This window comes from Nocardia noduli (assembly GCF_019038455.1).
Classification (GTDB): Bacteria; Actinomycetota; Actinomycetes; order Mycobacteriales; family Mycobacteriaceae; genus Nocardia; species Nocardia noduli.
Genome location: NZ_JAFMPL010000127.1, coordinates 1 through 20,599, shown reverse-complemented (window position 1 = coordinate 20,599; position 20,599 = coordinate 1). Strand labels below are relative to the sequence as shown.

Here is a 20,599-nt window from a genome sequence, read left to right as displayed (position 1 = left end):
ATCACCGAACTCAAAGCCCAAGTCTCCACACAGATCAGCCCCATCGCCCGACCCCGCGACATCCACATCGTCCCCGAACTCCCCAAAACCCGCAGCGGCAAAATCATGCGCAGACTCCTCCGCGACGTCGCCGAAGGACGCCAACTCGGCGACACCTCCACCCTCGTCGACCCCACCGTCTTCGAGGCGATCCGCGCGGACCGCGCCTGATCCGACCCGGACGCGGCGGGTGGCGATCCGAGTCACCCGCCGCATCCGTTAGGCTTGCCCGAGGTGTGCCGGGAAGTCTGGTCGGCATGCGGGCGAATACCCGGTGGTCGATTCGGCGGGTCACGCGTCCGCAGCTCGGACGACCCCGCGGAAGGTAACCTGTGATCACTCGAGTCCGGTCGGAACTCACCCGCTACCTACGGACCGAAACCGTCGGCGGCACACTTCTTCTGGCGGCCGCTGCCATCGCGTTGCTGTGGATCAACTCGCCCTGGGGCGACAGCTACGTCACCATGACCGAGACGGTGCTGTCGATCGGGCCCCTGCACCTGGAACTGACCCTGGCGGACTGGACCAAGGACGGTTTGCTGGCCGTCTTCTTCTTCGTCGCCGGACTCGAACTCAAACGCGAACTCGTCGTCGGTGAACTCGCCGACCCCAAACGCGCCGCGCTGCCGATCATCGCGGCGCTCGGCGGTGTGGTCACCCCCGCGCTCATCGCGTTCACCGTCGGCCACGGAGTTCCCGGAATGGATCGCGGATGGGCGATACCGGTCGCGACCGATATCGCGTTCGCCCTGGCGGTTCTGGCCATGACCGGATCGCGAATCCCGGCGAGCGCCCGTGTATTCCTGCTGAGTCTCGCCGTCGTCGACGATCTGGTCGCCATCATCCTGATCGCGGTGCTGTTCACCGCCACCCTGTCGATGCTGTGGTTACTCGCCGCGGTGGCGTGCTGTGCCGCGTGGGCGCTGGCACAGCACCGCAGAATCCGCACCCCGCTCGTGTACGTCCCACTGGCCCTGCTGAGTTGGTACGCGCTGCACGAAGCGGGAATCCATCCGACGCTGGCCGGTGTCGCACTCGGCCTGCTGACCCGGGTGCGACCGGATCCGGACGAGGAGCAGGCGCCCGCGACCCGGCTGGAACACCTGATCCAACCGGTGTCGGCGGGGCTGTGCGTCCCGCTGTTCGCCCTGTTCGCCTCGGGTGTTCCGCTCAACGCCGAGGTTTTCGGCGAACTGTTCACCGACCGGCTCTCGCTGGCCATCATCCTCGGCCTGCTGCTCGGCAAGACGATCGGCATCTTCGGGATCAGCTGGGTGGCAATCCGGTTGGGTGTGGCGAAGCGGCCCGCCGGGCTCGGCTACCGGGATATGTTCGCCCTGTCGGTGCTCGGCGCGATCGGGTTCACCGTTAGCCTTCTTGTGGCGGAGCTCGCGCTGGGTGATATCGGCGACGGCTCCGCCGAGGAATTGGCGAAGGCCGCGGTGTTGGTGACGTCGATGGCGGCGTCTCTCGCTGGTTCGGCGCTACTGTTGCGGCGTGGGCGTGTCCACCAGGCACGGCGCGACGCAGATGCGCTAGAACCGGAGTAGGCGACGGCGCGAGCCGAAGCGCCACGGAAACGCCATGGATCGAATGGAGTCGAGGCAGTGCCGGGACAGGGAGAAGGGTCGACCAAGTGAGTTTCACCCAAGGCGGTAATGGGTCACAGCGTGGCAATGGCACCGATACGGAGCACCGGTCACTGACCTCCATCCCCTTGACCGATGCCAACCCGATCGGGTCCGCGAGCTTCGGCAGCCTGGTCCGCGACGCCACCGAGCAGATGTCGACGCTCGTTCGGGCCGAAGTGGAACTGGCCAAGGCCGAGGTGACCGGCGAGATCAAGAAGGGGCTGCAGGGCAGCGTCTACTTCATCCTCGCGCTGACCGTGCTGCTGTTCAGCTCCTTCTTCTTTTTCTTCTTCCTCGGTGAGTTGCTCGATGTCTGGTTGCAGCGCTGGGCGGCGTTCCTCATCGTGTTCCTGCTGATGGTGCTGGCGACGGCCGTACTCGCCTTCCTCGGCTATCGCCGGGTCAAGAAGTTGCGCGCGCCCGAGAAGACCATCGATTCGCTCAAGCAGGCGCGTACCGTGCTGCCGAGCGGATTCGGCGGGTCCGCGCACGAGGAGCATCTCGCCCTGAAGAAGTAGCGGCCCCGCCGGTGTACGGGCGAAACACGCACCGCGCGCCCACCGCGCGCACCTCCGCTTCGCGCGCACTAGGCTCGGTCGGCGTGTCGTCGAACCTCATTCCCGATCCGTCCACCGTCCGCTACGACGGCCCGTGGACACACCGGGATGTTCGCGCCAACGGCATACGCTTCCACGTGGTCGAGGCGACGCCGGAACGCCAGGACGCCGGACTGGTGGTGCTGCTGCACGGTTTCGCCGATTTCTGGTGGTCGTGGCGGCACCAGCTGACCGATCTCGCCGATCTCGGATACCGGGTCGTCGCGGTGGATCTGCGCGGCTACGGCGACAGCGACAAACCACCGCGCGGATACGACGGCTGGACGCTGGCCGGGGATGTCGCCGGACTCGTCAGGTCGCTCGGCCACACCGAGGCGACCCTGGTCGGGCACGCCGAGGGCGGACTGGTCTGCTGGACGACGGCGGTACTGCATCCGCGTCTCGTCACCTCGATCGCGCTGGTCAGCTCACCGCATCCGGCGGCGCTCAAGGCCGCGGTCCTGCGCGACAGTCACCAGCGCTCGACCTGGCTGCCGAATTTCCTGCGCTACCAATTGCCGAGATATCCGGAGAATCTGCTCACCTCGGCGGACGGGTTCGAAGTGGAACGACTGCTGCGGCAGCGCACCAGCGCCGAGTGGGCGGGTACCTCCGAATTCGTCGACACCGCGCGACGGATGCGCTCGGCGATCCGGATTCCCGGCGTCGCGCACTGCGCGCTGGAATATCAGCGCTGGGCCTTCCGCAGTCAGTGGCGGCCGGACGGACGCCGATTCATGGCGACCATGCGCGATCCCATCCACATCCCGGTTCTGGCCCTGCGCGGCGAATCGGACTCCTATCTGCTGCGCTCGACGTTCCATCGCGGACAGCAGTGGTCACCGCGACGTCGCCTGGTCACCGTCCCCGACGCGGGCCATTTCGCGCATCAGGAGAATCCGGATGTGGTGACGGCCGAACTGGCCAAATTCCTCGGCTGAGCCGATCCGTTCGGATCAGCTCAGCACGCAGGCGCCCGTATCGATCGGCGTGTTCGCGCCGATCGCGGCCTCCAGGTCGGGACGGACCTCCGCCAGTGTCAGCACGTAGCCGGTGTCGTCGTCGGTGACGGCGGCGCCGAACACCATGCCGAGCACCTGCCCCTCGGTATCGACGAGCGGACCGCCGGAATTGCCCGCGCGCACGAGCCCGCGCACGGTGTAGACCTCGCGTTCCACGGTGCCGTTGCGATAGATCGTCGGACCGGTCAGGTCCAAGGTCTCGCGGACCCTGGCCGCGCTGGCCGTGTACGGGCCGCCGCCGGGGTAGCCGAGCACGATCGCGCTCTCCCCCGATTTGGCGGGTTGGGGCGCCTGCGGCACGACCGGCGCGGTCAGCCCCGGCACCTCGAGGACCGCGACGTCCTTGGACGGATCGAACAGCACCACGGTCGCGTTGAGCGGGCCGCGAGCCGTATCCACCGCGACGCTGGTTGTCCCCGCCACCACGTGGGCGTTGGTCATCACCCGTTCCGGCGCGATCACGAAACCCGAACCCTCCAGCGCCCGCTGGCAACTCGGCGCGACACCGCGGATGCGGATCACGCTCTGCTGCAACGAGGCCGCGACGGGGCTGGCGAGCACGCTCGGATCGGGCGGCTCGACGGCCGCGATGGGCGCGCGCCCGAACGGCCCGATGACATCGGGCAGTCCCGAGGTGTTGAGCAGTCTGGAGAATTCGTTGGGCACCTTGCGCAGCCAGTTCGGCGCGACCTGGTTGACGTCGGTCAGCACCTTGGAACCGTTGATCGCGGTGGCGATCGCGGGCTGCGACGAGGTCGCCAGCGGCAGCGCGAGCAGCCACGCGGTGACGAGCACCGCGACGGCCTGGAGTCCGGCGCCGACCACGCTGTCCACGCTGCGGGTGAACGGATGTCGCATGCTGCCGCGGGCGGCGCGGCCGAGCACCATCCCCGCGACCTCGCCGACGATCACCAGCAGCACGATCAGCAGCACACCGGTGAGCACGCGCCTGCGGCCCGCGTCGACGTGGACCAGGATGTGCGGGGCGATGAGGATGCCGGCGACCGCGCCGAGCACCACACCGAGAAAAGCCAGCGCCGAGGCGACCGCGCCCTGCCGCCATCCGGAGGACGCGGCGAGCAGAGCGAGCAGGATCACGGCGATATCGAGCCAAGCCGATGAACTCATAACGTCATTCCCACGGCGGCGAGCGAGGTTTCGAGATCACGCACGTCGTCACGATCCCATTCCGGTTCCCAGCCGGAGGATCCGAAGAGTCCGGCGAGTATGCCGCCGGTGAGTCCCCACACCAGCAGACCGTCGACCTGGAACGCGGGACTCCGATAGCCGAGCGGGCCGCGGACGAGGAACCGGTTGGCCGGGTCGAGCAGTTCGGCGAGCGGAACGCGCACCACCCGCTCGGTCTCACTCTGATCGACCACGCGCACCTCGCTCGGCGCGCGCCAGTAGGCGACCACCGGGCTCACATCGAAACGCGACGGCGGCACGAACAGTTTCGGCAGGACGACGATGGGTTCGACACCTGCGGGGTCCAGACCGGTCTCCTCGCTCGCCTCGCGCAGCGCGGTGGCGATGGGACCGCTGTCGTCGTCGTCGACCGCACCGCCGGGGAAGGCGACCTGCCCGCGATGCTGGCGCATGGTGGACGCGCGCTGGGTCAGCAGCACGTCGGCGTCGGCGGGTAGTCCACCGGGTCCGCTCGGATCACCGTCGGCCGAGCCGCCGAACAGGACCAGCACCGCCGCCTGTCGCGGTTCGCCCGAGATCGTCGCGGCACGACGGATGGCGCGCGCCAGCGAGAGGGTTTCGGCGGCATCGCTTGCGCCGGGTTCGGTGGCGAAACGCAACCACCGAGGGATATCGGCGGGAGTCGACGTCGTCATGCCACCCCCTCGGCCGTGCCGGCCCCGGTGAACGTGCGCACCATCACCTCCGCAAACGATCTCGTCGCCCGCAACAGTCGCTGCGAGATCCCCTCTGTCACGCCGTGACCCCCAAGCGTGCCGCGACGGTATCAGTGATGTCGTCGACCCCGGTGAACGACCGCACAACCACGTCCGCGACGGATCCGTCCGCGCGAAGCAGCACCGAGATCGGCAGTACCGACGGCGCGCCGACGGCGGTGCGCACGGCGGCGTCCGGATCGAGAACGCCGGGCAGGGTCACGTCGAGTCCCGCCAGCCGGGACAGCGCCTTGTCCTCATCGGGATCGCTGTGCACAGTCAGCACGGTAATCGCGTTCCCCGCCCGCTGTGCGTACTGCTGCAGATATGGCAACTCCTGTGCGCAGGGTCCGCACCAGTACGCCCATAGATTGAGCAGCGCGGGTTTACCCGCGAGCGCGGTGAGCAGGTCGACCGGCTGTCCATCGGCGAGGCAGGTCAGGGGGATCGCCGCGAGCGGTGGGGAGGTCTCGGCCTGCGGTCGGGAGGTCGTATCCGGGACCGGACACGGCGCGAGTCCGGCTTCGTCACGGAGTTGCTGGGTGACCAGCGAATTCGGGCGGGCCTGCGGTTCCGGCGCCGAATCGTTCCCACCGCGGGGCCACAGGGCGACGGCGAGCGCGACGACGGTGATCAGTCCGGCCAGCCCTAGTCGCGCGGCGACCGGCAGTCGTGTCACAGGCCGACCATTCCCAGCAGATGTTCGCGCTCGGGTCCCTTCACCAGCTTGGCGGCCGACTCGGGATCGGTCGGTCCGGCTCCGAAGGAGGGACAGTCCGCCGCCAGGACGCAGACTCCGCAGGCGGGTTTGCGGGCGTGGCAGACCCGTCTGCCGTGGAAGATCACCCGATGCGACAGCAGGGTCCATTCCTTGCGTTCGATCAGTCCGCCGACGATGTGTTCGACCTTGACCGGATCCTCCTCGTCGGTCCACTGCCAGCGGCGCACCAGGCGGCCGAAGTGGGTGTCGACGGTGATACCGGGAACGTCGAAGGCGTTGCCGAGGATGACGTTGGCGGTTTTGCGGCCGATGCCCGGCAACTTCACCAAATCGTCCATGGTGTGAGGCAATTCACCATCGTGATGTTCCAGCAGTGCCTGACCGAGACCGATGAGCGAATTCGTCTTGTTGCGGTAGAAGCCCGTCGGCCGGATGTATTCCTCCATCTCGGCCCGGTTGGCCTCGGCATATGCGCGCGCGTCGGGGTAGCGGGCGAACAGCGCGGGGGTGGTCATGTTCACACGAACGTCGGTGCATTGCGCGGAAAGTATTGTCGCGACGGCCAATTCGAGCGGCGTCGTGAAGTCCAGCTCGCAGTGCGCGTCCGGGAAAGCGCGAGCGAGGGTGCGGTTCATCCGCCTCGCCCTGCGGACCAGACCGAGGGGGGTTTCCGCTTGTCGCGACCGGGTTTTGCGTTTGGGGGCCACCGCCGCCGCGGGTTGCGGATCGGTCGCCTCGGCGGCGGGCACGGACCCGCCGACATCGGCGGTGGAAGGGGTGGCACGCACTCGTCCACCATACGGAACCCGACCGGGGCCTATCCCGCCCAGATCGGTGCCCGTGTTCCATCTGAGACCTGGACCGTGTTTACTCCTCGCTATGCAAGGACTCGCTGTGGTGCTCTTCCCAGTGGTGTTGATGCTGTTCGCACTGCTTATGGAGCGGGTCGAGAATCGGCTCCGCAAACTTCTCGAACCCGAACCCGAGGTTCAGCAGTACTTGGACAAAGCAAGCAACGCCGAGGTCAAGGAGCTGACCAAGCTCGGGCTGCCCGCGGCGGTGGCCCGGATGCGCAAGCGCCGGTCGAGGGGTGAAGAATTGGATGTCGCGCGGGCAAGCTGAGCCGCGCCGACCACCGACCCGACAGCCCCCTCACTCACATCGGCCACGCCGCGCAACCCAGTCGTTACGTGGTGTCTGTCACTAGGCGATCCCAACTCCGCGTAGACTCCGCTGTTGGCCGATTCGCTTCGGTCCAGGACAGAGCCATTTCCCTAAGGAGCACATTCGTGGACGAGGCCCTCGCCAGAGCAGGCATCTTCCAAGGCGTAGAGCCCACCGCGGTCGCGGCACTCGCCAAACAGCTGCAGCCTGTGGATTTTCCACGCGGACACATCATCTTCAATGAGGGCGAACCCGGTGATCGGCTGTACATCATCACGACAGGCAAGGTGAAGATCGGCCGCCGCAGCCCCGACGGCCGGGAAAACCTGCTGACCATCATGGGTCCTTCGGACATGTTCGGTGAGTTGTCGATCTTCGACCCGGGTCCCCGTACCTCCACCGCGACGACCGTCACCGAGGTCAGGGCCGTCACGATGGATCGGGACGCCCTCAAGTCCTGGATCGATCAGCGGCCCGAGATCGCCGAACAGCTGCTCCGGGTACTCGCCCGGCGTCTGCGTCGCACCAACAACAACCTGGCCGACCTCATCTTCACCGATGTTCCCGGCCGGGTCGCCAAGGCGCTGTTGCAGCTCGCTCAGCGGTTCGGCACGCAGGAAGCGGGTGCGCTGCGCGTCACCCACGACCTCACCCAGGAGGAGATCGCCCAGCTGGTCGGCGCCTCCCGCGAGACCGTGAACAAGGCCCTGGCCGATTTCGCGCATCGAGGCTGGCTGCGACTGGAGGGCAAGAGCGTGCTGATCTCCGACTCCGAGCGTCTCGCTCGGCGCGCGCGCTGAGACCTATACGAAAAACCCGCCGACCCGGGGGCTCCGCTGGGTCGGCGGGTTCGTCGCGTTCCTACGGGTGCGCGCCCTAGCCGTTCGTACGCAGGTACTCCAGCTGGGCACGCACCGAACTGCTCGCCGCGAGCCACAGTCGCTCGTCCACGTCGGCGTAGACCTTGCGGACCACTTCCATCGTGTCCGCGTCGGGACCGAGTTCGCGCAGTGCCGCGCGGACCTGCTCCAGCCGTTCGTGCCGATGCCCGATGTAGTACCGGGTGATCGGCTCCAGATCCGGATGGTCCGGCCCGTGCGCGGGCAGCAGGGCCCGGCCCGCGCCCGTCGCGACCAGCCGGTCCAGCGAGGCGAGATAGTCGGCCAGGGTGCCGTCGGTGGAATCGAGCACCGTGGTGCCGCTGCCGAGGATGGTGTCGCCGGTCAGCACCGCGTCCTCCAGGACGAAACTGACCGAGTCACCGGTGTGGCCGGGGGTGGCGAGCACGTCGATGGACAGGCCCGCGGCCTCGATCACCTCACCGTCGGCCAGCGGCTCCGAGGAACCCCGCAGGAAAGTGAGGTCGGTGGCGCGGACCGGGCTTCCGGTGAGTTCGACCAGACGATCGATACCGCCGGTGTGATCGTGGTGGCGGTGCGTGATCAGGGTGAGCGCGACCTTGCCACCGGTGACCCTGGCGATGTCCTCGCTGTGCGCGTGATCTTCCGGGCCGGGATCGACCACGACGAAATCGGACGATCCCGCTCCACGCAGGATCCAGGTGTTGGTGCCGTCGAGGGTCATCTGGCCGGGATTGTCGGCCAGCAGGACCGCCGCTGTCGGCGTCACCTGCCGCAGCTGCCCGTATGCGGGATGTGTCAGCGTCATCGGTTTATCCCATCGGATCGGGAGACGTTGTCCACCACCGTGTCTAGCGCACCTCGGCGATGAGTTCGACTTCGACCGGGGTGTTCCTGGGAAGTTCGGACACACCGACGGCCGAACGCGCGTGCACACCCGCGTCCCCGAAGACCTCGCCGAGGAATTCCGACGCGCCGTTGACGACGAGGGGCTGATCGCTGAAACCCGGCGCCGACGCGACGAATCCGACGACCTTCACAATGCGCACCACATTGTCGAGTCCGACCAGATCGTGCACTGCGGCCAGCGCGTTGAGCGCGCACAGCCGTGCCGCTTCCGCGGCCTGTTCGAGGGAGACCTCGGCGCCCGCTTTACCCGTCGCCGAGAGCTGTCCGTCGACGAAGGGCAGCTGGCCCGAGGTGTAGACCAGCGAACCGGTGCGCACGGCCGGGATGTACGCGGCGACCGGCGGCACGACCGCGGGCAGGGTCAACCCGAGCCGGTCCAGATTCTTCTGCCACGAGGTGGCGGCTTCGGCGGACACGGCCTACTGCCTCGGGCGCTTCAGGTACGCGACATGCTGCTCGCCGGTGGGGCCGGGAAGCACGCTCACCAGTTCCCAGCCGTCGGCGCCCCACTGGTCGAGAATCTGCTTGGTCGCGTGCGTCAGCAGCGGCACGGTCGCGTACTCCCACAGGGTCACATCACTCATACCGGTGAGACTAGCGCGCTGCCCTGTGACGTCGGCGCATCCCCGGTGTCTGATACAGAACGGCCGCAAATCCTCGCGTCTACCGGATCCCCGGGGCGGACCTCTCGAACGGGTTATAGGCTCCGCTCGTGGGAGTACCAACAGCAGTGCCTATTTCGGCAGAGCCTGCGCGGGAGACGGGGTGGCCCGAGCGCGCCGAGACCGCGCGCCTGCATTTCGTCTCCGGAAAAGGCGGGACGGGGAAGTCCACGGTCGCCGGGGCATTGGCACTCGCACTCGCCGCCGGTGGCAGGCGGGTACTGCTGGTCGAGGTCGAGAGCAGGCAGTCCATCGCGCAGTTGTTCGACCTGCCGCCGCTGCCGCCGACCGAGACCAGGATCGCCGCGGCGGACGGCGGCGGCGAAGTGGTCGCGCTCGCACTCGATATCGAGCACGCGTTTCTCGAATATCTCGACATGTTCTACAACCTCGGATTCGCCGGACGCGCGATGCGCCGAATGGGCGCGATCGAATTCGTCACCACGATCGCGCCGGGACTGCGCGATGTGATCGTGACGGGAAAGATCAAGGAATGCGCGGTCCGCACCGATAAGGCGGGGAAACGGATCTACGACGAGGTGGTCGTCGACGCCCCGCCGACCGGGCGCATCGCGAGTTTCCTCGATGTCACCCAGGCGATGGGCGAGATCGCCAAGGGCGGTCCTATCGCCTCGCAGGCCGACGGCGTCTCCCGGCTGCTGCATTCGGATCAGACCCTCATCCATCTGGTCACCCTGCTCGAGGCGCTACCCGTGCAGGAAACCGCCGACGCCGTCGCCGAACTCACCGCGAACGACCTGCGGATCGGCACCGTGATCGTGAATCGCGCGAGCGAGGGTTTCCTGCCTACCGACATCCGCGACCGCGCGGCCGCGGGCGATATCGACACCGAGGCGATCGCCGCCGAACTCGCGAAGGCCGGGATCATCCTGTCCGATGCCGATTTCCGCGGCCTGGTCACCGAGACCCGTGAGCACGCCGCGACATTGCAGGCCCAGGACTCCAGCGCCGAGGAATTGCGCGGAGTCGACGTGTCCCAGCTGTATCTGCCCGCCCTCGCCGACGGCATGGACCTGGGCGGCCTCTACGAACTGGCCGAGCACCTGAGCACGCAGGGAGTCCGCTGATGACCAGCTCGGCAGTCCCCGTCCCGCTCGACATCTCGGCGATCATCGAGGACCGCACCGCCCGCGTCGTGGTCTGCTGCGGGTCGGGCGGCGTCGGCAAGACGACCACCGCCGCGGCGATCGCCCTGCGCGCGGCCGAGCGGGGCCGCAAGGTCGTCGTGCTCACCATCGATCCGGCGCGTCGACTGGCCCAGTCACTCGGCGTCGCCGATCTGGACAACTCCCCGCAGCGGGTCGAACTCGGCCCCGAGGTCGAGGGCGAACTGCACGCGATGATGCTGAACATGCGTCGCACCTTCGACGACATGGTGCTCGAGCACACCAGCCCGGACAAGGCCGAACAGATCTTCGCCAACCCGATCTACCAGACCCTCGCGTCCTCCTTCGGCGGCACGCAGGAGTACATGGCGATGGAAAAGCTCGGCCAGCTGGCCGGACGGCGCGAATGGGATCTGATCGTCGTCGACACCCCGCCCTCGCGTAACGCGCTCGACTTCCTCGACGCGCCCAAACGTCTCGGTAATTTCCTCAACGGCAAGATGATTCGGCTGATCATGGCGCCGGGGCGCGGGGTCGGCCGCTTCGTCACCGGGGCGATGAGCCTGGCGATGCGCGGCGTCTCGACCATCGTCGGCGGTCAGCTGCTCAAAGACGCGTCGAATTTCCTGCAATCGCTGGAATCGCTGTTCGGCGGATTCCAGGATCGCGCGGACCGGACCTACGCGATGCTCTCCAAACCCGGCACCCATTTCCTGGTGATCGCTGCCCCGGAACCGGACGCGCTGCGCGAGGCCTCGTTCTTCGTCGACCGCCTGTCCACCGAACACATGCCGCTGGCCGGTCTCGTGCTGAACCGGACCCACCCCGCGCTGTGCGCGGGCCTTCCCGCCGAACGGGCACTCACCGCCGCCGATCAGATCGCGACGGCCGAACCGGACACCATCGGTTCGGTCACCGCCGCGGTGCTGCGCATCCACGCGCAGCGGGTGACGACTTCCAAGCGTGAGCAGCACCTGCTGCACCGGTTCACCGGCGCGCATCCCCGGGTGCCGATCGTCGCCGTGACGGCGCTGCCGTTCGAGGTCTCGGATCTGCGCGCGCTGCGCGCGGTAGGCGATCAGTTGACCGGAACCGCCCCCGAATCAGCCTGATCCGAACCGGACACCGCTATCCACTAAGTCGCGATCGCTATAGCCACGAACGAGAACGAGCCCGCGGCGGCGGGCTCGTTCCGATATCCGGGTTCCCCTTTACATCGCAATTTGATGCTGCCGCTGGGCCTGGAAGAAATCGGCCCACGACGTCACCTCGGGATGTTGTTTCAGCAGCGCGCGCCGCTGTCTCTCCGTCATGCCACCCCACACCCCGAACTCGACCCGGTTGTCGAGGGCATCGGCGCCGCACTGCATGAGCACCGGGCAATGCCTGCAGATCGTCGCGGCCTTGCGCTGCGCCGCACCACGGACGAACAGCTGATCGGGGTCTACTTCCTTGCATCGAGCCTGGGCTACCCAGGCGATTCTCGCTTCGGCCTGCTCCACGTCCAATCGAGCGATGGGGGTTGTCATGTGCATTTGGTGTGCCCCTTTGCAGTCCGAACACCGGGTCATCGGCGCTCCAGAATCGCGTGACAGCCTCGCAGCAACCCGTACCCCGCTGCGAACTGCACCACATTCCACTTTGAGTGTTAGCTCTATCACACTGGGTTCTCAATCTAGGTAAAGGTATGGGCTCAGCGCAAGACCGTCTCGAGTTTTACTGGTACGTGCGTCCCTGCGGGCCGTGGTAGAGAACCGGTCGGTCGGCTCGCCACGCGGTTACCCGGCTCGCGACACGCCGAGGTCGAGAGCGCGACACGCCCGTCCGTGATCGCGATATCGGGAATTCCCCGAGAACCGGCAAACACTCGTGCGAGCGGTGGCGAGCGAACCCCGTAGTCTGGGAGCCGTGCCGATCACACATACGCTCGCGAAGCTGACTGGCAGCTGCGCGTTGGCCGCAGTGCTCGTCGCCGGTCTCTTGTTCCCGCTCGCGGGCGGTTTCGGATTCGTATCCAACCGTGCCGCCGACGCCGTCGACAATGTCTCCTCCGAACTGGTCGAGGGCACCGTCCCCGCGGTCTCGACCATGGTCGACTCGACGGGTGCGCCGATTGCCTGGCTGTACGAGCAGCGCCGGTTCGAAGTCCCGAGCGACAAGATCTCCAACGACATGAAGTTGGCGATCGTGTCCATCGAGGACCGACGATTCTCCGAACACGAGGGCGTCGACTGGCAGGGCACGCTACGCGCGTTCCTCACCAACACCAGCAGCGGCGAGGTCCAGCAGGGCGCATCGACGTTGGACCAGCAATACGTCAAGAACTTCCAGCTGCTCGTCGTCGCCAAGACCGACGCCGAACGGCGCGCGGCCATCGAGACCACCCCGGCCCGCAAGATCCGTGAGATCCGGATGGCGCTGACGCTGGACCGCGAACTCACCAAAGAGGAGATCCTCACCAGGTACCTGAACCTGGTGCCGTTCGGTAACTCCTCCTACGGCATTCAGGATGCCGCGCAGACCTACTTCGGCGTCGACGCCGCCGACCTCAAGGTCGGGCAGGCCGCGATGCTGGCCGGCATGGTGCAGTCCAGTTCCAAGCTGAACCCCTACACCAATACCGAGGGCGTGCTCGCGCGTCGCAACACCGTGCTGGACACCATGATCCAGAACATCCCCAACCGCGCGGACGAATTCCGCAGGGCCAAGGCCGAGCCGCTCGGCGTGCTGCCCGAGCCCAAGGGCCTGCCGCGCGGCTGCATCGCGGCCAAGGATCGCGGCTTCTTCTGCGACTACGCGCTGCAATACCTGGCCAACGCCGGAATCAGCCGCGAACAGATCGACAAGGGCGGGTATCTGATCAAGACCACCCTCGACCCGGCCGTTCAGGATTCGGTGCAGCGTTCGTTGGCCGAGGCCGCCAATCCCAACCTCGACGACATCGCCGAGGTCATGTCGATCATCGCGCCCGGCGCGGACTCCCATCCGCTCGTCGCCATGGGCAGCAGCCGCACCTACGGCCTCAACCGCGACACCAACGAGACGGTGCAGCCGCAGCCCTATTCGATGGTCGGCGACGGCGCGGGCTCGATCTTCAAGGTCTTCACCACGGCCGCGGCCATGGAGAAGGGGATGGGGATCAACGCCGAACTCGACGTCCCCGGCCGCTTCGACGCCAAGGGCCTCGGCAACGGCGGTGCGCGCGGGTGCCCGCCCGCCACCTACTGCGTCGAGAACGCGGGTAAGTACAAGTCGCCGATGTCGGTCACCGAGGCGCTGGCGACCTCGCCGAACACCGCGTTCGTCAAACTCATCCAGGCCGTCGGCGTGACGCCGACAGTCGACATGGCCGTCCGGCTGGGCATGCGCTCGTTCACCGAAGCCGGAAGTTCCGGTCACGGCAACCAGAGCCTCGCCGACATGGTGAAGGAGCAGAACCTCGGCTCGTTCACCCTGGGACCGGTGGCGATCAACCCGCTCGAACTGTCCAATGTGGCCGCGACGCTGGCCTCCGGCGGCCGGTGGTGCCCGCCGTCGCCGATCAAAGAGGTCATCGATCGTGGCGGCAAACAGGTTCCGCTGACCCAGCAGGCCTGCGAGCAGGTCGTCGAGCCGGGTCTGGCGAACACCCTCGCCAACGCGATGAGCAAGGACGACACCAGCGGCACCGCCGCGGGTGCGGCGCGGGCCAGCGGCTGGAACTGGCCGCTGTCCGGTAAGACGGGAACCACCGAAAGCCACCGTTCCTCGGCATTCCTCGGATTCACCAACTCGCTCGCGGGCGCCGCCTACGTCTACGGTGACAGCCCGACGCCGGGCGAGATCTGCTCGTTCCCGCTGCGCAGCTGCGGCAGCGGTGACCTGTTCGGCGGTAACGAACCCGCCCGCACCTGGTTCAACGCGATCAAACCGGTGGTCGAGAAATTCCCGGCGCCGGTACTGCCGCCACTGGACGACAAGTACGTCCGCGGCTCGAATCAGGCACAGGTTCCCGATGTCACCGGCATGCCGCAGGGTGAGGCGACCGCCGCGCTGGTCGCGGCGGGATTCCAGGTGCAGGCGGTGAACGGCAACGGCTCGCTGCCCAAGGGCAGCGTCATGAGCAGCGCGCCCAACGGTTCGGCCATTCCGGGCTCGGTGGTCACCATCTACATCAGTGACGGCACCCAACGCGCGGCACCCGCACCGGGGCCGACACCGGGTGCCCCCGCACCGCCCGCGCTACCGCCCGGACTTCCGCTACCGCCCTGGTGGCCGAGGTAGAGCTGCAATTTTGGCCGCTGGTGCGGCGTGGTTCGCGGCCCCTCGGTCTTGCTACTCGGCGTCCGAGACTCGCGCCTGCGGCGCATGCGCTTCGGACGCCGAGTAGCAAGACGGCCGCGAACCCTGAGGGCGCCCACTCCGAACCTGTTCGCGGGTGGTGGCGCCTTCGGGTTCGCCGGGTGCACTCAGAGGCGGGCTTTGACGGCGGCCGAGAGGCGCGAACCATCGGCCTTGCCCTCGGCGAGCGCGGTGGCGATCTTCATGACCTGTCCCATCTGCCGCATGCCGGGGCGTTCGCCGTTCTGCTCGGCGACCTGGGCGATCGCCGTGTCGGCGATATCGGCGACCTCGGCTTCGGTGAGCTGTGTCGGCAGATAGTCGTCGATGATCCTGGCCTCGGCGTGCTCGTTCGCCGCCAGCTCGCCACGCCCGGCCTGCGTGAAGACCTCGGCGGCCTCGCTGCGCTTCTTCGCCTCTTTCTGCAATACGGAGACGACCTCGGCGTCGGAGAGTTCGCGCGACTGCGAACCGGCGACCTCGGCGGTCTGGATCGCGGCCAGCAGCATGCGCAACGTGGCCAAGCGCAACTTGTCCTTGGCTTTCATCGCGGCGGTCATATCCGTCCGCAGCCTCGCTTTGAGTTCCGACATGGGCCCAACCGTAGCCGGTCGTCCCTGCACCGCCCACATATTTACTGCCCGGCACGGTGTCGCGGGCACAGGCCGGACCGGGCAAATACGACACCGTGCCGAAACACACTCGGCGTTCCGCGCCGGGCTCACCTATGCTGGGCAAATGCCCGTAATCTCGACTTCCGTTGTCCGCCGTACCGCGCTGGGCGCTGTCGGAGCCGCGGTGGCCGGAGTCGGCTACGCCTCCCTCGTCGAACGCAACGCGTTCATCCTGCGCGAGGCGACGATGCCGGTTCTGCAACCCGGTTCGTCGAGCCTACGGGTGTTGCACATCAGCGACCTGCACATGATGCCGGGACAGAAACTCAAGCAGCAGTGGCTGCGTGAGCTCGATCGGCTGGAACCAGATCTGGTCGTCAATACCGGCGACAACCTCTCGCATCTGAAATCGGTGCCAGCGGTGGTCCAGGCGCTCGGCGGATTACTCTCCCGCCCCGGCCTTTTCGTATTCGGCAGCAACGACTACTTCGCGCCGGTGCCCAAGAACCCCGCGAAGTACTTCAACAAGAACCATCGTCGCGTCTACGGCGCCCCGCTGCCGTGGAAGGATCTGCGCGCCGTCTTCACCGAACGCGGCTGGCTCGACCTCACCCACGTGCGGCGCGATCTCGAGGTTTCCGGAATCCGCATCGCCACAGCGGGCGTCGACGACCCGCATCTTCAGCGCGACCGCTACGACACCGTGGCGGGGGCTCCCAATCCGCTCGCCGATCTTCGGATCGGCCTGACGCATTCGCCCGAGCCCCGCGTGCTCGATCGTTTCGCCACCGACGGCTACGACCTCGTCATGGCGGGTCACACCCACGGCGGCCAGCTGGTGCTGCCCGGTTACGGCGCGCTCGTCACCAACTGCGGTATCGACAAATCCCGCGTGAAGGGCCCGTCGCAGTGGGGCGAACACACCCAGCTGCACGTCTCCGCGGGTATCGGCACGTCGCCGTGGGCCCCCTACCGCTTCTGCTGCCGCCCCGAGGCGACCCTGCTCACCCTGGTCGCCGCACCGCCGAAGCGCCCCAGCGCCGCGACCGACCACGGGATTTCGACCTCCGAGGCCGTCGCGCGCTGAAACGCGCCGAACGGGGGCGAGCATTCGGCGCGGGGTGCGTCGACGGGGACGAACGCTGTAAGGTCGCGTGCCGAGACTTGATGTCGGAGCAGGGGAACGACGAACGTGAGACTTTCCAGGGGTAGAGCACTCTTCGTCACGGCCGAGGCCGTCGGTGGGGCGCGGTGGTGAGCGACAGCGCGGGCAGACCTTCGTCCGGCGCGGATGTCCGCGCGGTACCCGTTGGGGGACGGCCGGATTCAGCCCTCGACAGCCCGGTAGACACCGTGCCTACTGCCCGTGCCGAGACGAACGTGTACGGCGACACGGCTTTCGGTGTACCGGCGCACGCACCCGGGGCCGTCGACTCGCGAAATCCGTTCGGGGCGCCGGTGGACATGCCGCCTCCGGTGAGCGCTGTGTCGCACGGGAATATCGCCGGGGTGCATGCCTCGTCCGGACCGGGGTTCGTCACGGATCAGCAGGGGCACAGTCCATTCGGGGTGATCCACGAGTCGGCTGGAAGCGCTGTCCTGGCCCAGCCGGAGTGGAATCCCGTCCGTGGGTCGGCGTATTCCGGTTCGACAACGTCGGCGGCGCCGGTGTCGTCGGAATCCAGCGCTCCGGCGTCGGTGTCAGCGTCGGTGTCGGAACCCAGCACTCCGACGGCATCGGACCTCAGCGTTCCGGTGTCCGCTTCGGCCGCAACCTACGCGTCGGCCGCAGGTTCGGTTTCAGACCTGGGGCGAAGCTCCTTTCACGCACCGGATACGACCGCGGCGCCCGACCCCACTTCGTACGCGAGCGCTCCGGCATCGACACCGACACGAGCCTCGACACCGACAACGGCGATGGCGATGGCGACGACATCCGTAACGACATCAGCCTCGACACCGAGATCGGTGACGACATCAGCCTCGGTACTGGACTCGGCACCAGCCTCGACGCCAATACCGGCACCGGCCTCGACACCAGCCTCAGTGCCGACGTCGCCATCGATGCCGACATCGGCGTCAGCACCGGCATCCACACCAGGACCCGCATCGGTGACGACATCGCCATCAGTGCCCGCACCAGTCATGACGTCACCGTCAGTGCCCGCATCGGCATCGGCATCGGCATCGGCATCGGACGGATGGCAACCGCGTGCGTGGGAATCATCGACCTCCATACCCGGCTCACGAGAGTGGCAGGTGGGCGCGGGTACACCTGCGCCCCCACCTTCGTCCGGCTCGATCCCCCCGACCCACCACGGTTTCGGCACCGCCCCGGGTGAATTCGACGAGTGGCGGTTCGGGGCGCGCGCTTTTCCGTCCGACTCGATCCAGCAGCCGAGGCGGGGCAGGCGACGGCTCGTACTCGCCGCCGGGGTGGCGGTCGCGCTTCTCGTCGCCGGGGTTGGTCTCGCCACGGCGGCCGGAAAGCGCGGCGGCGACCCCGGCAGCAATGATCCGACTCCCGGCCTGGTCAGCGCGCTGACCACGTCGATCAGACCGGCCACAAGCCCCAAGGCCGCGGCTGCCGTCAGCAATGAGACCCCGGTGGTCCCCGGCTACCAGGTGGTCGTCGCCCCCGACAGCGGCGCGGCCTACGACGTCCCCGCGGATTGGACGGTGTCCGCTCCCGAACATTCGGGCGGTTTCGGCAGTCCGCCGCATTCGGTCGGCGGCAAAGGCTACGCCACCGAGGGCAAGAACTACTGCCCCGGTTCGACCCGAACGGTCTCCTTCCTCACCGGCACCGACGACGCCGATTCCGCCACCGCCGCAACACAACTCGGCACCCGCGCGGCCAAAGCCGCCTACCCCGGCTCCCCTACCGGCGGCACCCCCGGCCCGGCCCAACCACTGGACTCCCTCGACGGAAGCCGCCACGGCGTATTCGTCGAGACCAGGGGCACCATCACCGACGCGAAACCCGGCTGCGCCACCGAGTACTCCATCTACACCTTCGCCACCACCGCCGAAACCGGTAGTTTCGTCATGGTCATCGCCGCCGACACCGGCGTCCCCAAGGCCGTCGACCCCGACACCGCCCGCCGCATATTCGCCAGCATCCGCCCTCACGGAACCTGACTGACCTGCGGGTTTAACGTCTGGACCTTCCCTGTTGTAAGCTACTGCAGGTTCGCTTCACGGGGTGTGGCGCAGCTTGGTAGCGCGCTTCGTTCGGGACGAAGAGGTCGCAGGTTCAAATCCTGTCACCCCGACGTGTTGGTTGAGACACAAGAAGAGGCCCTGACCGTTCCACGGTCAGGGCCTCTTCTGCTTTCCGTCGACAGACATTCCGTCCGAGTATCGTCTTCCGCTCGATCGGCTCGATGATGCTGTTCCGCAACCGCTCTCGACAACGACATACTTACTCGACCACGGCACCGCCCTCGATTCTTCAGCATGAGGCCGACGATCTCCCACTGAAGCGATTCCAGGCGAAACCGTACAGAGTTCGCGTCTCGCCGACTCCCGCGGAGGTGGCGCGACACGCGGCCGCAATTTGGACCAGCGAATACCGACCTCTAAAATTGATGCCGGATCGTTATGAGACGATCCCGGAAGCGCCGAGGCTCAGCCCGGAGGCGAACTCCAGCAAAAGGATCTGGCACGTCTTCGGTCGGACGCCCAGATTTCGAACGATGACCCCCATCGTCACTACCGGGTGGTTGCGCTGCCGTTCTCCCGCTCGGACCTCGCTACCTTCTGCCTCGTACGCGGTAGGAGTTGACAGTAGTGACCAATCTCGGCGGCGATCCATCGCAGATCAGCCCTGACGGGCCGCTGCCATCGGCCCCCTCTTCCGACTTCATCGTCTACCGGACCGAAGACGGTCGCGCAGAGGTCCAGCTCAGGACGATCGAAGGCACGGTCTGGTTGACCCAAGCGCAGATGGCGGAGCTTTTTCGAATCTCACCACAAGCTGTCACTCAACTGATCAGAGCGATCTACGAGGACGACGAACTCGAGGAGACAGCAACTTGTAAGGAATTCTTACAAGTTCGCACCGAGGGTGGTCGACAGGTTCGACGGAGCTTGAAAACCTACCGACTCGAACTCATCCTGGCGGTGGGCTACCGGGTCCGGTCACAACGCGGGATTCAGTTCCGCCAGTGGGCGAACACCGTACTGCGCGAATACCTCGTCAAGGGGTTCGCCATGAACGACGCCCGCTTGAAGGACCCCCAGGGGGCCGACTATTTCGATGAGTTGCTCCAACGGATTCGCGAGATCCGCGCGTCCGAGAAGCGGTTCTACCTCAAAGTCCGAGATGTCTTCGCCGCCTCCAGTGCGGACTACGATCCGAAAAGCGATGTCGCCAAGACGTTCTTCGCGACTATCCAGAACAAGTTGCTGTACGCGGTCACCGGCCGGACCGCCGCGCGGAACTGGTCGTCTCGCGATGCGACGCGGAGAAACCGAACATGGGTTTGACGAGTTGGAAGGGCAAGGCGGTGCGCAAGGGCGACGTCGATATCGCGAAGAACTATCTCACCGAAGCCGAAGCGGCGCAGCTCGCGCGGCTGACCACCATGTTCCTCGACTATGCCGAGGACCGTGCGGAGCGCCGTGAGCAGACCCTGATGGCGGACTGGGTGACCATGACCGACAAATTCCTCCAGTTCAACGAACGTCGCGTCCTGCACGGCCCGGGCAGTGTCTCCGGCGCGAACGCCAGCGAGATCGCCGTCACCGCCTATTCCGAGTTCGATGCTCGACGACGAGCTGAAGAGGACGCGGTCGCCGGTATCGCCGAACTGGAAACGATTCAGGCGGAAATCGAAAACCGCAAATAACTCTGTGGCGCAACGGAAACCGCTCAGCCGAGATCGTTCCGGCGATCGAGAGCCGTAGCGACGGTTACCGCGCCTGCTCGTGATTCCAGGCCGAGACGCGGCGGGCGTAGAGGACGTTGCCGATGCCTGCGGTGAGGAAGAAGAGGGCGAGGTGGATCCAGGGGGATTGGCGGCGGT

At 67.0% G+C, this 20,599-nt stretch carries 24 protein-coding genes and 1 tRNA gene; 14 read left to right on the top strand and 11 right to left on the bottom strand.

What is annotated here, in order from left to right; all coding sequences use genetic code 11:
- From JZ792_RS36650 to JZ792_RS36635, 4 genes are all read left to right on the top strand, one after another.
- On the top strand, nt 1–210 hold a 210-nt coding region (locus JZ792_RS36650; protein ID WP_438804427.1), incomplete at its 5' end, for an AMP-binding enzyme.
- A gap of 161 nt (nt 211–371) precedes the next feature.
- Nucleotides 372–1,589, top strand: coding sequence for a Na+/H+ antiporter NhaA (nhaA, locus tag JZ792_RS36645; RefSeq protein ID WP_216917488.1), 1,218 nt, complete (start codon nt 372–374; stop codon nt 1,587–1,589).
- A gap of 86 nt (nt 1,590–1,675) precedes the next feature.
- Nucleotides 1,676–2,188 carry a phage holin family protein gene (locus tag JZ792_RS36640; protein ID WP_216917487.1) on the top strand — a complete coding sequence of 171 codons (513 nt, stop codon included), beginning with the start codon at nt 1,676–1,678 and terminating at the stop codon, nt 2,186–2,188.
- Nucleotides 2,189–2,271: 83 nt separating this feature from the next.
- Nucleotides 2,272–3,207: an alpha/beta fold hydrolase gene (locus tag JZ792_RS36635; RefSeq protein WP_216917486.1), complete on the top strand. Its 936-nt coding sequence runs from the start codon at nt 2,272–2,274 to the stop codon at nt 3,205–3,207.
- A gap of 15 nt (nt 3,208–3,222) precedes the next feature.
- On the opposite strand, the gene JZ792_RS36630 is transcribed toward JZ792_RS36635, so the two are convergent.
- The 4 genes from JZ792_RS36630 to nth all read right to left on the bottom strand — a co-directional run bounded on the left by JZ792_RS36630 (nt 3,223) and on the right by nth (nt 6,620).
- A complete protein-coding gene (locus JZ792_RS36630) occupies nt 3,223–4,416 on the bottom strand; it encodes a MarP family serine protease (RefSeq protein ID WP_216917485.1) in 1,194 nt (397 codons plus the stop codon).
- Nucleotides 4,413–5,132, bottom strand: coding sequence for an NUDIX hydrolase (locus JZ792_RS36625; RefSeq protein WP_216917484.1), 720 nt, complete (start codon nt 5,130–5,132; stop codon nt 4,413–4,415). Before JZ792_RS36625 ends, JZ792_RS36630 begins: the two co-directional genes overlap by 4 nt.
- A 97-nt stretch (nt 5,133–5,229) precedes the next feature.
- Complete coding sequence (locus JZ792_RS36620) at nt 5,230–5,862, bottom strand: TlpA family protein disulfide reductase (protein ID WP_216917489.1); 633 nt, start codon at nt 5,860–5,862, stop codon at nt 5,230–5,232.
- Nucleotides 5,863–5,867: 5 nt separating this feature from the next.
- A complete protein-coding gene (nth, locus tag JZ792_RS36615) occupies nt 5,868–6,620 on the bottom strand; it encodes an endonuclease III (protein ID WP_308165600.1) in 753 nt (250 codons plus the stop codon).
- A gap of 187 nt (nt 6,621–6,807) precedes the next feature.
- Here nth and JZ792_RS36610 point away from each other — a divergent pair, with 187 nt between their 5' ends.
- A complete protein-coding gene (locus tag JZ792_RS36610; protein ID WP_109523190.1) occupies nt 6,808–7,035 on the top strand; it encodes a hypothetical protein in 228 nt (75 codons plus the stop codon).
- Between the two features lie 167 nt (nt 7,036–7,202).
- Entirely contained in the window at nt 7,203–7,877 is a 675-nt protein-coding gene (locus tag JZ792_RS36605; protein WP_216917482.1) for a Crp/Fnr family transcriptional regulator, read from the top strand.
- Nucleotides 7,878–7,953: 76 nt separating this feature from the next.
- Here the strand turns inward: JZ792_RS36605 and JZ792_RS36600 are convergent, their stop codons facing one another.
- From JZ792_RS36600 to sp36, 3 genes are read right to left on the bottom strand one after another with little or no spacing between them, the layout of a single operon-like run.
- Nucleotides 7,954–8,745, bottom strand: coding sequence for an MBL fold metallo-hydrolase (locus JZ792_RS36600; protein WP_216917481.1), 792 nt, complete (start codon nt 8,743–8,745; stop codon nt 7,954–7,956).
- Between the two features lie 43 nt (nt 8,746–8,788).
- Nucleotides 8,789–9,262, bottom strand: coding sequence for a RidA family protein (locus JZ792_RS36595; RefSeq protein WP_216917480.1), 474 nt, complete (start codon nt 9,260–9,262; stop codon nt 8,789–8,791).
- Nucleotides 9,263–9,265: 3 nt separating this feature from the next.
- Nucleotides 9,266–9,430 (bottom strand): Sp36 family protein, encoded by a 165-nt coding sequence (gene sp36, locus JZ792_RS36590; RefSeq protein ID WP_109522717.1) that lies wholly within the window; start codon nt 9,428–9,430, stop codon nt 9,266–9,268.
- 146 nt (nt 9,431–9,576) lie between these two features.
- On the opposite strand from sp36, the gene bagA reads away from it, so the two are divergent.
- Complete coding sequence (bagA, locus tag JZ792_RS36585; RefSeq protein ID WP_216917479.1) at nt 9,577–10,596, top strand: ATPase BagA; 1,020 nt, start codon at nt 9,577–9,579, stop codon at nt 10,594–10,596.
- The gene (gene bagB / locus JZ792_RS36580) at nt 10,596–11,747 is read left to right on the top strand and encodes an ATPase BagB (RefSeq protein ID WP_216917478.1); all 1,152 of its coding nucleotides are present in this window, start codon (nt 10,596–10,598) and stop codon (nt 11,745–11,747) included. The genes bagA and bagB overlap by 1 nt, the downstream gene beginning before the upstream one ends.
- A 99-nt stretch (nt 11,748–11,846) precedes the next feature.
- Here the strand turns inward: bagB and JZ792_RS36575 are convergent, their stop codons facing one another.
- Nucleotides 11,847–12,170 (bottom strand): WhiB family transcriptional regulator, encoded by a 324-nt coding sequence (locus JZ792_RS36575; protein WP_054816825.1) that lies wholly within the window; start codon nt 12,168–12,170, stop codon nt 11,847–11,849.
- A gap of 373 nt (nt 12,171–12,543) precedes the next feature.
- On the opposite strand from JZ792_RS36575, the gene JZ792_RS36570 reads away from it, so the two are divergent.
- On the top strand, nt 12,544–14,898 hold the full coding sequence (locus JZ792_RS36570) for a penicillin-binding protein (RefSeq protein WP_216917477.1): 2,355 nt from the start codon (nt 12,544–12,546) through the stop codon (nt 14,896–14,898).
- 185 nt (nt 14,899–15,083) lie between these two features.
- On the opposite strand, the gene JZ792_RS36565 is transcribed toward JZ792_RS36570, so the two are convergent.
- Nucleotides 15,084–15,548, bottom strand: a complete 465-nt coding sequence (locus tag JZ792_RS36565; RefSeq protein WP_216917476.1) for a GatB/YqeY domain-containing protein — start codon at nt 15,546–15,548, stop codon at nt 15,084–15,086.
- Nucleotides 15,549–15,693: 145 nt separating this feature from the next.
- On the opposite strand from JZ792_RS36565, the gene JZ792_RS36560 reads away from it, so the two are divergent.
- Complete coding sequence (locus JZ792_RS36560) at nt 15,694–16,656, top strand: metallophosphoesterase (protein ID WP_216917475.1); 963 nt, start codon at nt 15,694–15,696, stop codon at nt 16,654–16,656.
- Between the two features lie 457 nt (nt 16,657–17,113).
- On the opposite strand, the gene JZ792_RS36555 is transcribed toward JZ792_RS36560, so the two are convergent.
- Both JZ792_RS36555 and JZ792_RS36550 read right to left on the bottom strand, forming a co-directional pair.
- Entirely contained in the window at nt 17,114–17,296 is a 183-nt protein-coding gene (locus JZ792_RS36555; RefSeq protein WP_216917474.1) for a hypothetical protein, read from the bottom strand.
- Nucleotides 17,297–17,392: 96 nt separating this feature from the next.
- Nucleotides 17,393–17,806, bottom strand: a complete 414-nt coding sequence (locus JZ792_RS36550; RefSeq protein WP_216917473.1) for a hypothetical protein — start codon at nt 17,804–17,806, stop codon at nt 17,393–17,395.
- Nucleotides 17,807–17,828: 22 nt separating this feature from the next.
- On the opposite strand from JZ792_RS36550, the gene JZ792_RS36545 reads away from it, so the two are divergent.
- The 4 genes from JZ792_RS36545 (at nt 17,829) to rhuM (JZ792_RS42430) (ending at nt 20,422) form a co-directional block, all read left to right on the top strand.
- Nucleotides 17,829–18,710 carry a DUF8017 domain-containing protein gene (locus JZ792_RS36545; RefSeq protein WP_216917472.1) on the top strand — a complete coding sequence of 294 codons (882 nt, stop codon included), beginning with the start codon at nt 17,829–17,831 and terminating at the stop codon, nt 18,708–18,710.
- Nucleotides 18,711–18,770: 60 nt separating this feature from the next.
- Nucleotides 18,771–18,844 (top strand) — tRNA-Pro (locus JZ792_RS36540).
- A 517-nt stretch (nt 18,845–19,361) separates the two neighbouring features.
- Nucleotides 19,362–20,060, top strand: a complete 699-nt coding sequence (gene rhuM, locus JZ792_RS42435; RefSeq protein WP_308165598.1) for a RhuM family protein — start codon at nt 19,362–19,364, stop codon at nt 20,058–20,060.
- A complete protein-coding gene (gene rhuM / locus JZ792_RS42430) occupies nt 20,051–20,422 on the top strand; it encodes a RhuM family protein (RefSeq protein WP_254190836.1) in 372 nt (123 codons plus the stop codon). Before rhuM (JZ792_RS42435) ends, rhuM (JZ792_RS42430) begins: the two co-directional genes overlap by 10 nt.
- The last annotated feature ends 177 nt before the right edge of the window (nt 20,423–20,599 follow it).